The sequence below is a fragment of the Paraburkholderia hiiakae genome (assembly GCF_904848665.1).
In the GTDB taxonomy this organism is placed as follows: domain Bacteria; phylum Pseudomonadota; class Gammaproteobacteria; order Burkholderiales; family Burkholderiaceae; genus Paraburkholderia; species Paraburkholderia hiiakae.
Window position 1 is genome coordinate 23307 of the sequence record NZ_CAJHCQ010000006.1, and the last position, 12754, is coordinate 36060.

12 protein-coding genes are annotated in these 12754 nt (G+C 57.2%); 4 read left to right on the forward strand and 8 right to left on the reverse strand.

Annotated elements, in window-relative coordinates; all coding sequences use genetic code 11:
- The first annotated feature begins 231 nt into the window (after positions 1-231).
- Both JMY28_RS13235 and JMY28_RS13240 read left to right on the forward strand, forming a co-directional pair.
- Entirely contained in the window at positions 232-1344 is a 1113-nt protein-coding gene (locus tag JMY28_RS13235) for an alkene reductase (protein ID WP_201696394.1), read from the forward strand.
- Between the two features lie 110 nt (positions 1345-1454).
- The gene (locus JMY28_RS13240; RefSeq protein ID WP_201696395.1) at positions 1455-2705 is read left to right on the forward strand and encodes an MFS transporter; all 1251 of its coding nucleotides are present in this window, start codon (positions 1455-1457) and stop codon (positions 2703-2705) included.
- 22 nt (positions 2706-2727) lie between these two features.
- Here JMY28_RS13240 and JMY28_RS13245 read toward each other — a convergent pair whose 3' ends face one another.
- The 4 genes from JMY28_RS13245 to JMY28_RS13260 all read right to left on the reverse strand — a co-directional run bounded on the left by JMY28_RS13245 (position 2728) and on the right by JMY28_RS13260 (position 6039).
- Entirely contained in the window at positions 2728-3615 is an 888-nt protein-coding gene (locus tag JMY28_RS13245; RefSeq protein ID WP_201696396.1) for an EthD domain-containing protein, read from the reverse strand.
- Positions 3616-3638: 23 nt separating this feature from the next.
- A complete protein-coding gene (locus JMY28_RS13250; protein WP_201696397.1) occupies positions 3639-4046 on the reverse strand; it encodes a nuclear transport factor 2 family protein in 408 nt (135 codons plus the stop codon).
- 223 nt (positions 4047-4269) lie between these two features.
- Entirely contained in the window at positions 4270-5292 is a 1023-nt protein-coding gene (locus JMY28_RS13255) for a LysR family transcriptional regulator (protein WP_201696398.1), read from the reverse strand.
- Between the two features lie 12 nt (positions 5293-5304).
- Positions 5305-6039 (reverse strand): response regulator transcription factor, encoded by a 735-nt coding sequence (locus JMY28_RS13260; RefSeq protein ID WP_201696399.1) that lies wholly within the window; start codon positions 6037-6039, stop codon positions 5305-5307.
- A gap of 287 nt (positions 6040-6326) precedes the next feature.
- Between JMY28_RS13260 and JMY28_RS13265 the strand changes: the two genes are divergently transcribed.
- Both JMY28_RS13265 and JMY28_RS13270 read left to right on the forward strand, forming a co-directional pair.
- Positions 6327-7271, forward strand: a complete 945-nt coding sequence (locus tag JMY28_RS13265; RefSeq protein ID WP_201696400.1) for a metal-dependent hydrolase — start codon at positions 6327-6329, stop codon at positions 7269-7271.
- A 152-nt stretch (positions 7272-7423) separates the two neighbouring features.
- A complete protein-coding gene (locus JMY28_RS13270; RefSeq protein ID WP_201696401.1) occupies positions 7424-8218 on the forward strand; it encodes an SDR family NAD(P)-dependent oxidoreductase in 795 nt (264 codons plus the stop codon).
- 48 nt (positions 8219-8266) lie between these two features.
- On the opposite strand, the gene JMY28_RS13275 is transcribed toward JMY28_RS13270, so the two are convergent.
- From JMY28_RS13275 to JMY28_RS13290, 4 genes are all read right to left on the reverse strand, one after another.
- Entirely contained in the window at positions 8267-8935 is a 669-nt protein-coding gene (locus tag JMY28_RS13275) for a DsbA family oxidoreductase (RefSeq protein WP_201696402.1), read from the reverse strand.
- Positions 8932-9597, reverse strand: a complete 666-nt coding sequence (locus tag JMY28_RS13280; protein ID WP_201696403.1) for a helix-turn-helix domain-containing protein — start codon at positions 9595-9597, stop codon at positions 8932-8934. The genes JMY28_RS13275 and JMY28_RS13280 overlap by 4 nt, the downstream gene beginning before the upstream one ends.
- Positions 9598-10156: 559 nt before the next feature.
- Positions 10157-10771, reverse strand: coding sequence for a tyrosine-type recombinase/integrase (locus tag JMY28_RS13285; protein WP_201696404.1), 615 nt, complete (start codon positions 10769-10771; stop codon positions 10157-10159).
- Positions 10772-11303: 532 nt separating this feature from the next.
- Positions 11304-11657, reverse strand: a complete 354-nt coding sequence (locus tag JMY28_RS13290; protein ID WP_201696405.1) for a hypothetical protein — start codon at positions 11655-11657, stop codon at positions 11304-11306.
- Positions 11658-12754: the final 1097 nt, after the last annotated feature.

Here is a 12754-nt window from a genome sequence, read left to right on the forward strand (position 1 = left end):
TATTGCGACTCCAAAGCGCTCGATAGTACTCGTTGGGACGGTGCCGCGCACAAAGATTGTTTGTGAAACACAAGAACAGTATTGGAATGAATCGAGACAAATCTTTTGATGTGTGCATATACACTACAACCCATCGATGTCACGGTGAAGCAATCCAGCTTTCCCGCTTCTTCCCTGTCACGTCGGACGACCAGTAATCGACGCGCTTTTCAATCTCTTTTGGGGTAGATCATGTCCAAGCTCTTTTCTGAAGTGAAAGTTGGCCCTTACACGTTCTCGCATCGAGTCGTTCTTGCGCCGCTAACGCGTATGCGTGCCGAAAGCGGTGCGATTCCCGGCCCGCTCATGGCGGAGTATTACGCGCAGCGCGCATCGGCCGGCGGGTTCCTGATCGGGGAGGCCACGATCGCCGCACCGGACGGCAATGGGTATCTTGGTGCGCCTGGCCTGTACGACGATAGCCAGATTGCTGGCTGGAAACTCGTGACCGATGCAGTCCATGCGAAAGGCGCGAAGATTTTCCTTCAGCTGTACCACGCTGGGCGTCAGTCGAACTCGGAGTTGCAACCGGACGGCGGGCGGCCTGTTGGTCCCTCGGAAGTGCCTCACGGCGGCCTCGCTTACACGGACGCCGGCTGGGTCCCGAATACGCCGAATCGCGCACTCGAGACTCATGAAATTGCGGGTATCGTCGAAAGTTTCCGCGCTGCGGCAGCACGCGGCGTCGAGGCAGGTTTCGACGGCGTGGAACTGCATGGCGCAAACGGCTATCTGTTCGACCAGTTCCTTCAGGACGGTAGTAACAAGCGGACGGACATCTATGGCGGTTCGTTCGAAAACCGCGCCCGCCTGTTATTGGAAGCCACCCGTGCTGTTATTTCAGTGTGGGGAAGCGACAAGGTTGCAGTGCGCCTTGGGCCCAGTGGGTCGTGGGGCGACATGTCGGATAGCGATCCGGTTGGTCTCTTCACATACGTTGCGGAAGAACTCGCGAAACTGAATCTCGCGTACCTGCACCTCATCGAGCCCCGCATTCTCGGCAATGTCGAAAACGAGAGCGCCAACCCGGATCCGGTCGCTGCCCAGATGATTCGCAAGCACTATGCGGGCACCATCATTGCGGCCGGCGGCTTCGACGGTGAAACGGCCGAAGCGATCCTGCAGGCCGGCGATGCCAATCTGGTTGCATTCGGCCGTCACTTCATTGCGAATCCCGACCTTCCGGAGCGGCTGCGTCGCAATCTCTCGCTCAACCGGTACGACCGCCCGACGTTCTTTGGCGGCACGCATATCGGCTATACGGATTACCCGTTCTATCGATCAGCGGTCGAAGCCGTAGCCTGAAGGGCTAGTGTGCAACAGGGGAGGGGCAGCGATGCATGGCTGCCCACGCCTCATACCGACGTGCGACAGCGCGAGGCCGTCGACACGCTGAGCAGCAAATCAAGGTTCCCATGGATACCCCTCAAGTCACTTCGTCGTCTGCGCAAGAGTTGGGCGACGCGTCCGTCAGTCAACTGCATTCCCCAGGCGGCAACCGGTCGTCGTGGTTCGCAGTATCTTCTGTGGCGGTCGGCTCGTTCGCATTCGTTGCTACCGAATATATGCCGGTGGGTCTGCTGCCGCAAATTGCGGCAGACCTGCACGTTACCTCGGGCACGGCAGGTCTGATGGTCACTACGCCCGGCGTCATTGCCGCGATTGCGGCGCCGGCAATCTTGCTGGCTGCGGGACGCATCAACCGGCGGGCAATTCTTCTGCTCCTCGCGTTGCTGCTGCTCGCATCCAATGTCGTCGCCGCGACAGCGCCAAACTTTGCGGTGATGCTGGCAGGCCGCGCATTCCTCGGCGTGGGACTGGGCGGATTTTGGACGGTAGCGCTTGGCGCTTCCGGGCAACTCGTTCGAGAACGACACGCCGCTCGCGCTAGCGCGATCATCTTCATGGGCATTACGCTGGCGACAGTGATTGGCGTGCCGCTGGGCACGCTCATCGCGGAGCTGACGTCATGGCGCATGTCCTTTTTCGCGACGGCGGGACTCGCGGCTGTGGCCCTTGGCGCACAGGCGCTATTGCTTCCCGCAATTCCCCCAAGGGCGGCGATGAAGCTGAGCGACTTCCGCGCGATGCTGTCGCGCTCTTCTGTCCGGCGAAGCTTGTTGCTCGTGCTGTTTCTGTTCGGAGCGCATTTCGCGGCGTATACGTACATCGCGCCGTTCCTCGAACGAGACACGTCGCTACCCACCGCTTCGATTACGCCGATTCTGTTCGGCTTTGGCGTTGTCGGATTTGTCGCGAACTTCGGCTTTTCGGCAATGGTCATCCGTCATCTCAAGGAATCGTTGTTCGGCCTGGGCGTGCTCATCATGCTCGCGATGTTCACCTTGCCCTTGCTGCAAGCGTCGCGGATAGGCGTAATCGCCGCGGTAATGGTATGGGGTGTTGCCTACGGCGCCATCCCGCTGTGTCTGAGTGTCTGGATGCAAATGACGTCGCCGGATCATCCCGAGGCAGGCTCCTCGCTTTTCGTCAGCACGGTTCAGGTAGCGATTGCATTGGGTTCGCTGGGCGGCGGGGTGATTGTCGATCACATTGGAATTGCTGCGACGATGCGAACCGGCGCCTACCTCGCGCTGCCAGGTCTCGTAGTGATGCTAACTTTTCAATTGAATGGTGCCACCTTGAAAGAGCTCCTGCAACGATAGTGCCGGTGGTCGCAGTGCCCCTCTATCGAATGCCAAACATGGAAGCGACCTTGTCATCCAGTTGATTGGCGGCGCCAAGCTGCTGAATCAGCGCTGCTGACCGGCTTCCCCTCACTCCGGCGAGAGTGGGTTGCCCGTCGCGAACGAATGTGTAGAAGCCTGTGACAAGATACACGCCGACGGCGTCGATGTATCGGGCTTGATCCTTCTGTACGCTTTTGAATTCCGTCGACGCAAACAGCGACCGCGCAGCGAGCGCACTGGCGAATGCGATTTCGGCAACAGCCAGGTTCACCCGGTCAGGCCCAACGATGTGATCGACGTTCGGCGACGGCGGTGCGGGATGCTCGTTGTCATACGGCTCGGGCAGATGAAGTTTCAACTTTACAACGGCATCATGCCCAGCCAGCACTGTGGCCACTTCTTTCAGCCACGACGCCGATTCGTCGCCGGGCTTCCTGCTCATGTATAAGTGAATCCGGTGGAACGGGTCAGGGCCGTTGCGATGCGCGTCGGCGTCCCGGTCAATAAACGTTGTCGATCCATTCGGCAGATTGTAGGCAACGGCTTCACCAATGAAATTCGACTCATCGCCATAGAGGATTTTTCCTGCTTCGGCAAAAACCGCTTGATCTTCGAGATTGGCAAACCCCAACTCGGCAGAACCGTCGAGGGCGGCATCGATACGACCCACGCCATCGGCGACTGGCCAGAAGTTCGCATAGTGGTCGCGGTCGAAATGCTGTTGGACGTAAAAATTAAGACCGGGGAGACGGGAGCAAAGCGTGGAATGCACGTCCCGCCAATAGTGAGCGAACAGGTTGTGCGGAAGCCCATCGCGTCGTCGCACGGAGGCGTAGATGTTGTGTTTGACGACCTTGTCGCGCTCTGAGAAGTCCTCTTTTTTCATTTGACGCTCCTTGAGATGGCGGCTCAGGCCGCCTTGGAAGCAGCCTGGTCGAGTAGAACCTTCGGGTCGAAGTAGGCGACCAGCAGCCGTGTGGCTTTTCCGTTTGCAACGTCCCAGTGTTCAGATATAAGGATCGATTCGGCGGTGCCGCTTATACCGATCCTGATCAAGGCGACGACATGCCCAGCCTGAACCGTGAGGCTTTCATACGTGCACCTGGAGAAGTCGAGCGTGGTGGCGACTTGCGGGAGGATAGAAACGTAGCCAGCCTTGTCATAACGGCCGCCCCAGGGCAGATAGTCGGGAACGAAGAGTTCGAAGTCTTCCGCGAGGGAGGAAGCGAAGTCCGTTATCCTCCCTTCGGCTCCGTATCGATAGAAGGACTTCACAATGGCCAGAGCCTCAGCCTCGGCAGACGCGATGTCGCCCATGCTTTACCTCACGATTCGATAGTAGGCCGCTTGACGTGCGGGGCGCGCCTGCGTGGTCAATCTGGTCGACTCGGTGCAATTCAGTGTATGAGCCAGACAGTCGGCGATAAATTCGGAATGAACAAAATATGCTTTTGTCAAAGCCAAACAGTCGAGACAACTTCAGCGGAAATCGAAGTGTTTACACGGCATTGCATGCTCACTGCGTTGGAATGCCGTTGAGTCAGGTAGCCAAACTCGTCTCTTCCTGCACGCTCAATATGTCTCGCCCCGACGACTCATCGCACTCGGCTGCGTACACACTAGCGTTGTGCTTTGGTCGCGCGGGCAACCGCGGAGCAACCAGCGCGCTATTGCGGAACAGTTCTGTGGTCCAATCGACGAAGACACGAACGGTTAGCGACAAGTGCCGGCTCGTTGGATAAATCATTGATATCGGCATTGCGGGAGCGGGAAAATCCGGGAGTATTTCCCTCAACCGCCCGCTATCCAGATACGGCATCGTGAGAAAGCGCGCTGCCTGGATGATGCCCATCCCGTCGAGCCCACTTTGAACGTGCGCCTCGACATCGTTGACGGCGACATCGCCCTTCATATAGACCTCTTCGAGCCGCCCATCGACAATGAACTTCAGACCGGCGATGCGTCCCGTGCAATTGGAGAAGTAGTTCGCGGCGTAATGCCGTTCGAGCTCACCGATCGTTTCAGGCGTGCCGTTACGCCGGAGATACAAGGGACTCGCGACGGTGATCTGTTGGTATACGCCCAACTTCCTCGCGACGAGGGTTGAATCCTCGAGTTCGCCGACGCGGATAACGCAGTCGATACCTTCCTGAATCAGATCGACTCGCCGGTCTCCAAACCCGAGAACCAGGTCGATATCGGGGTACTGTGCACAAAACTCGTGTATGCGAGGCATGACCACCACGCGGCCAAGAGCCGGCGGCATGTCCACACGCAGGCGTCCCCGCGGAACGGGCGCCTTGGTCTCGAATCCACCTTCTGCTTCGTCTACATCCGTGAGGATTCGAACGCAGCGCTCGAAGTAGGCGGCGCCATCCGGGGTGAGTTTGAACTGGCGGGTGGTGCGCTGCAGGAGGCGAACTTTCAGATACGATTCGAGTTGTTGCACGGCGATGGTTACGGACGCGCGCGACAGCCCCAGCAGCTCCGATGCGCGCGTGAAACTGCCGCTTTCGACAACGCGTACAAACACAGTCATGGCGTGAAGCCGGTCAATCCGCATCTCGTCACTCCATCACGATTCGTTGAAAACCGGGTTTTTCCTGTTATTTCGGGCGTGGTGTGTCCGTGTATCTGGTATTGGAGAAGTCGTTGCCGGTTTAAGGTCCGGCACGAGGTCGATCATTGTTACCAGTTGCGCTACGCTTTTCACTCCCATCTTTCTCATCAGATTTCCGCGGTGCATTTTTACCGTAACGTCGCTGATCATTAATGCCTGCGCGATCTGCTTGTTCAACCTTCCAGCCACGACCGCCTCCATCACCTGGTATTCACGTCGCGTCAGCGTATCGACGAGACGCTGCACGCGCTCTCTGGCGTGGGTAACGGATTGACGCTTGGCACTTCGATCTAGTGCGCGTTGCACGACGTGCGTCAAGGTATCCATCGAAGCCGGTTTGACCAGGTAGTCGACGGCTCCCGCCTGCATCGCACGCACGACTGCCTGTACATCCCGGCAGGTTGTCAGGAAGACGATTTCTGGGCGAGAATGTTTGCTTGCGAGCCGCTCCTGAAGCTGAAGTCCATTACCAACGTTGAAAAACATCTCAAGGATCAGGCACAGCGGCCCGTCGGGAACACGGCACTGCAAGAGTTGTTCAGCTGAGGCGAACCCGCGAATCGTACGGCAAGGCATCGCCAAGGCGACACATGCCTGATCGCGCGCGACGCTGTTTTCATCGCATATCCAGACCGTACCGACAACCGGCGGGGTAGACAGAAAACACTGCGCAAGCCGTTCGCGTACCATCTGGCCTCCCTCCTGCCTCCGGTGTCCACTTCGCAGGCAGCCCGGTTATGCGTGTGCATGGTAGCCGTCGGGATGACGTGATGGAAAGGCTTCCAGCGCCGGTTTTGGTACGGGAATGCTAAATTGTTTTGGGTAGCCGACTGTTGGTTAAGTCTCCTGCTTTCTAATTGATTACAAGAACGGCCTGTGAACGGCGTAGCGCTGCGGATAATCGGCCGGACGGCTCGTTTGCAGTGTGACTTTGGTGAGTGGCAAACAAATTCAACATAGAAGTTACGGAGGGGTGAATGAACTGCCGTAGCAAAGCCGCACATTCTGAGTTTCCAACTGCCCATCCCATGGACGGGATAACGATCCGGCCATTGGATTTCCGTTTGTCATCCAAAACATCCGACGATTGCATCTGGAATCATCGCCGGCCGGAGTACGCGGTCTTTCTGAACGCGCTAGGTGTGCATGTTCCGTATTTCGAACGTTATCTGGTCTTCGCGCTGCGGAAGGCTCGGTCGGCAACGCACGACGCGAGGCTCAAGAACGACCAGGGCGGAATCATCGGTCAAGAGGCACACCATGCACACAACTATCGCCAGTTCTCGGAGGTGCTCTTCGAACGTTATGCGTCGCTAAGACCAATCGACCAGCGCGCGATGCAATACTTCGAAAAGCGCGCACTGCGCGATTCCGATCGGCGTTTGATCGGATTTACGGCTGGCTATGAGACCTTCACGTTTCTCGCAGGGCTCCTGCTTCTCGACGAATTCGATGACTGGTTCGGAGATTCGGATCCCGAGATCGCGGCATTCTGGATCTGGCATCAGGTCGAAGAAGTGGAACATGGCTCGGTGGCATTCGACACGTACAAGTACTTCTACGGTAAGGACGAGCTCTACCGAAAATGGATGATTGTCGTCGCGATGTTCCACCTGGCGCGCGAAACGGTTGCGGCATATCGCGTGATGATGGTGGCCGAAGGGTGGGTTAAGAAACCGCGGCTCGCATTTGCGCGATCCCGTTTCTGCGCCTGGATGTTGCTGCGGTTTGCAAGAAATGCTCTGCCAGCGTTCAGGAAGAGTTACCACCCACGCCATCATCCTTTGGTGACCAATCGGCAAAACCTCGTGCAGCAAGGCTGGCGACGTTTCAGCGCGTCGGGAGGCGATGTGCTCAGCATTGACCGCGACAAGGTCGAAGAGCTGATTGGATCCGCACTTCGAGTGTCTGGCCGTGAATGAGCCGTGCGTTCGACGCATGGTTCGAATCTCGTGAACGCTTCGTCTGTTTGCTTTGTCGAGCCTATACCTTTGTACAGATTGCTGCTTCCCGAAAGCGTCATTAGGATCTAGCGGCGAATCCTGCTTGAGGATGCCCGCCCAGGGAGCACGATATGGCTAAAAAGGAAACGCGCGGCATTGCTGTCGTGACGGGTGCCACGGGCGCCATTGGTCAACTTTACGCAGAAGGGCTGGCTGAGCGAGGTTATACGCTCTTACTGTCGGCAAAAAGCCGGGAGCCCCTTGAAGAGCTCTCAGAATCGATAACCCGGAAGACCGGGCAAAAGGTTGAGGTATCACCAGCCGACCTTGCGGACCACAATGCCCTTCACGACTTCTGTGCGCGACTTGCCGCCGACCGTGACATTTCACTGCTGGCGAACATAGCGGGGCCTGCCGTTTTTTGTCCATTCACGACAATCTCGTCCGGGCAAATCGACACGACGATTGCCGTGAATGTTTCGGCAATGACGCATCTCTGCCGGTCTGTCGTTGAGGGCTTTGTCGCACGTGGCCGGGGAACCATTGTCAACTTTGCTTCAATGCTTGCCTTCCGGCCGTGGGCCGAATTCAACGTGCATAGCGCCAGCAAAGCATTCGCCGTCGCGCTCTCGCAGTCACTGCAAGCGCAACTTCGCCATAAGGGCATACTCGTCCAGGTCGTTACGCCGACCGCCTGTGCCAGACAGTTTTGGGAAAACGCCGGATTTCCGTTTGATTACTTGCCGCCAGACGCCGTGATGAATCGCGACGACTTTGTTGCGGCGGTATTGCGTGCGCTCGACTTAAAGGAAGAGTGGGTGTTTCCATCGCTGGACGATCCGGTTACCTGGACGCAGTTTGAGGCCACGCGCATCCGTCTGGTTCAAGGCATGATGCACAACGTACCCGCCAGCCGATATCGTTAGATCTTCTCCAGACCAACCGGGGCAAGGACGCAATCCTTTGATTCTGGCTCATCCGGCCGATGCGCGCGGAAGGCCTTCCGGAAACAGACTGGAAATGGCGTCCTTGAAATCTTCCAGGGGGGCCGTTCCGTGAATACCGACGGTTTGCGAAGCCGAGTTCTGGATATCGCCATCCGATCGCGAAACGAGCGCGAATGGAACGCCCGTCACGCCAACCGATTCGGCCAGACGGATATCGGCCACGATATCGTTCTCGAGCGCCGAACTCCTCAGCAGATTCGCGACATCAGCTTTATCGAGCCCGCAGGAATATGCGATGTCGAGCAACGCGGAGGTGTCGCCAATGTCGACACCGGCGACAAAGAAGGCGCGAAAGATCGCACGTTGTAATTCTTCGAACTTACCCGCGTCTCGGGCTGCGAATGCTGTCATGAACGCCTTTCGCGTACGCGGCACTTTATGTTTGGGGAGTTTCAACTCGACCTGACGCTCGCGGGCGAGAGGAAAGACTTTCTCGACGCATAACGCGATCAGCGTTTCGTCGTCCATGTCGATCGGCGGTGCCGGATCCGGGCAAATCTCGAAAGCACGCCAGCGAAGCTTGAGCGCGTCGCCATATTGCGCCTGCAACTGGTCAAAAACGGGCAACTGGACATAGGAAAATGGGCAGATAAAGTCCAGCCATACGTCCACCAATGCATAGGATCCGGTTTTCATCTCGCTTCACCCAAAAAAAAAGAGACGATCACGACGTTGCCACTGACGTTCGAGGAATGTATATCGAGGCAATGCTGGCCGGCGGCGCTTTTTCGCATCTGGCTTCGAATAATCGCGACGCCTCGTGGATCCGTTTTGCGACGCAGCCGTTGCCACGCCTTGGGTGTTAATCCGGTTGCGCGCTTGAACCAACGTCCGAAGTGCGAGTGATCTACGAATCCACACTCCTCAGCGATCTCGGGAATCGAACGCGTTGTGTGCAGAAGCATATCCTTCGCCCGAGCGACCTTGTTCAGCAGGGCCCACTGGTGCGGCGGAAAGTTAGTGGATTTCTTGAATTCCCGAGCGAAGTGTGCCGTGGATAGTCCGCAAGCTGCGCTAAGCGCCAGCAGTGTCACGCTGTCGTGGTCCCTCACAGAGAGCATGGCTTTTGCGAGCTTTAGATGATGCGGAGAGAGGCCACCTTTGTGTCTCCGCCGTCCGACGCTCGCGTCGCGGTGCGCTTCGAAAACGTACGAGATGATTCTCCGCGTTGATACCTCGAAGAAGAGAGAAGGGGGCTGCAGTTCGTTGTCGACCAAACTGCCTCCAGAGCATCCTCCAGCGAGGTCGCTCGATGAAAAGCAAAATTTTTCGACGGCCGAGAGATGTCGTTTCAGCATGAATCACCTTGGACAAGGGCGAAGCTGTCAAACGGCGGTGGGGATCAATTTGTAGCATCTTACTTCGCCTCGCGCGAGGGCGATGATTTACGTCGGCGGACTAGCAGGGAATTGCTATTGCTGGCGCATTTGCACCAATATTGGGCGCGCCCTATGCTTTCGGTTTGTAATCTTCCCATTTGGGTTCCTCCCGGACTCGCAAGAGCGTGGCGCGCGTTGCCGCGATGGTGCGTCACCGGGAAGTGCCAATGCGCGTGTCCGATTCCAGATAGGCGTCCTCGGGCTGTTTGCGTGCTGTGCTCGTGGCGAAGTGGTCACCACAGCAAGGTGCACGCGGGGCAAATGTCGTCTCGGGAATCCACAGCCGCCCACGGCTCCGATCACTGATCGTCGGCTATCGCCGAGTGAAACGCATGGGCTGTCCGGCAGCTTTTCGAACCGACGCGGCAGCAGCGGCGGCGGCACGAGTCAGCCGGTTTTTGGCCCAGAGGAACCGCACTGGAGAGCGGCCGCACGAATTCCGATGTAGCGTCGTTTCGCGCGGCCAGAACCAGCTGCGCTAGATTTTGGTCTGCTCCGAAATCTCGAGTGCGTCGTCCACCTCGATTCCAAGGTAGCGGATTGTGCTTTCAATCTTGCTATGGCCGAGCAGCAACTGCACTGCCCTGAGGTTCTTCGCGTGTTTGTAAATCAGGGTTGCCTTCGTGCGGCGCATCGAATGCGTGCCGTACGCCGTTGGATCAAGCCCCGCTGCATCCGCCCATCGACGTATCATCCGTGCGTATTGCCGGGTTGAAAGATGCGGAGACGCCAATAACCGACTTGGGAAGAGGTACTGCTCCGACCTCAGGGCAGCCTTCTCTAGCCATGCGCCGACCGCCTTCCGGGTCGACTCGGTCAGTTCAAACTGGACAGGACGCTGGGTCTTTCGCTGGATGACTTGCGTCCGTGACAAGACCTGATTGCCGTGCGTGACATCGCGGACTCGCAGACTGACAAGATCACAACCACGTAGTTTGCTATCGATTGCGAGGTTGAACAGGGCGAGATCGCGGACAGCATGAGCGTTCTGGAGGTAGATCCGGATAGCCCAGACGTCTTTCAGCCTCAGCGGCGGCTTCTGGCCGACCAGCTTGCCCTTGTTCCATGCCTCACGGGATTGTTCGGCTTTCATCGCAGTCTCCCACAGGGATGATGGGAGTTCGATTGTGGTACCCGACATGGACGCCTGCTTGGGGGACTTGAGCGAGGTTCGCACCGGGCCCGGCTAGGTTCCGCCTTTCAGAGATCGAGGAGAGCCTTCACCTGGGCGGCTGGTCCGCAACAGAATGCTGCCCAACGACCTGCAGCTAGATTTCGGCCGAAGCCGCCGCTCGCCGAACCTCACTTGCGTGACCGCTTGACTGAACGAACCGGTCATTGCCTGTTTCGACGCAGCGAGGGTTTGCTTTCGATATCCAGGGATGCGAACTTGCGACCCCGTGCAGCCGGTTAGTCTAGTGCAGGTTCAGCGGAGGCATCCACCCGCCCAACGGCACTGATCGCCGACGGGCATCGATCCTCAAGTGAGCGCCATAGCCGGTCTACGAGAGCGCTTAAGACGATCCGTCGAGCTTGCAACGATCACGCATACGCCTTCAAGATCACACCCGCAGGGAGGCCTGTCATTCAGCTCGATCACCCGACTGTTCTACCGTTTATTATTTTCACGGATCAACTTCCGTATTCGGCACCCCCGACCTAGACTCAGGGGCAGACGCAGACCGATACCATTTGGCAATCTCTCTTGGAGTTCGCAGGTCGAGATAAGCGCGGCTGTGAACAAGGGGGCCCGAAATGATCGGTACAGCGGCGATCAGGGCGCGGAGAATTCCGGGTTCGTGAGTAGATAAGCGGCACACTGTGATGTTGCAAGCGTCAATTTGCGGTATGCGCGCGGTATGAATGTCGAGCCAGAAGTGATCCGAAAAACTGCGCGTCCCTAAGCTCAGCATCGTGATGAAAGAGATTCCGATGCCGATCGCCCACAGGATTATCGGTGTCGCGACTGCAATGGCCATTACGATCACCATCGTACTCGCCGCGTAATATAGTGCATCAGCTTGACTCAGGCCAGGCGGTCTGTGGAATCCTCTGTAAAGCCCAAACGAAAAGGCCGAGACTATAGATAATCCGGTAATTACCGGCATTCCGTAAGTAGCCAAAGCAGACACAACTGCATGCACCCACTCGCCAGACAGTCGCGTAATTTTTAGGAACCAATACGCTTCGTCGGGCGCGAACCATATACATAGAGTCCGGACTGAATGTGGGCTAGCTGCTTTCCACCTGAGTTCGGCTTTGGTAAGACCAGCCGGTCGAGTATTCTCTTGAAGAACCCAGGCTATTCCACAAAAACATAATGCCAAAATTACCTGTAACGCACCGCCTAAGGACTCGAGAATTCGCCCTATCGTATCGAGCCCAGGCAACAGAGAGGTAAACCATCGCTCGACCCGGCCGTACCATCCAGATTCGACGTATCCAATAACTCGACTTCCCAAAAAACCCATCCCACAAAGCACACCCATTATCGGCAGGGCAGATAGTCCAGCCCTAAGCCACATCAGCATTTTGATCGATCGACAACGAACGTGACAAAAGGGCGTTCCAAGGCAAACGATGCCAGCTCGCTGATGCTCCGGAACACCGTCGACTGCGCTCATCGCGATGTTCCCGCCGTGACTGTGGGCCACAATCAGGATACGTTCATTCGGGCGAGCGGCGGCCTCGCTCGCGAGGCGTTCGCGGAGAGCCGCCGATGCCAAGATTCGGTGGTCGTGGCGATTCTTCCCAGACCATACGAACTTGCCAATCGTGACACCACCAGGCTCGAGCAGTAGTAGCTCTCTCGTCAGAAAAGAGTTCTCCCGGGTCCACTCAGAATCCCGTGCAAATGTCCCATGCACCAGAACGCAGTGCAAGACAGGGGTTTGGACGTTTGTTTGATGGAGGACGTACTCGTGAGTCGGTGCCATAGCGAGTTTCGACAATGCGGAAAAATATAATAGTCAAAGGATCCACTGGCCGATTCGGCGGCAGCACCTACCTAATGCGTGAAATATAGCCTCTTTGGTAAAATGCGGCGATACAGTTCGTCTCTATTTTGTTTGGAGTC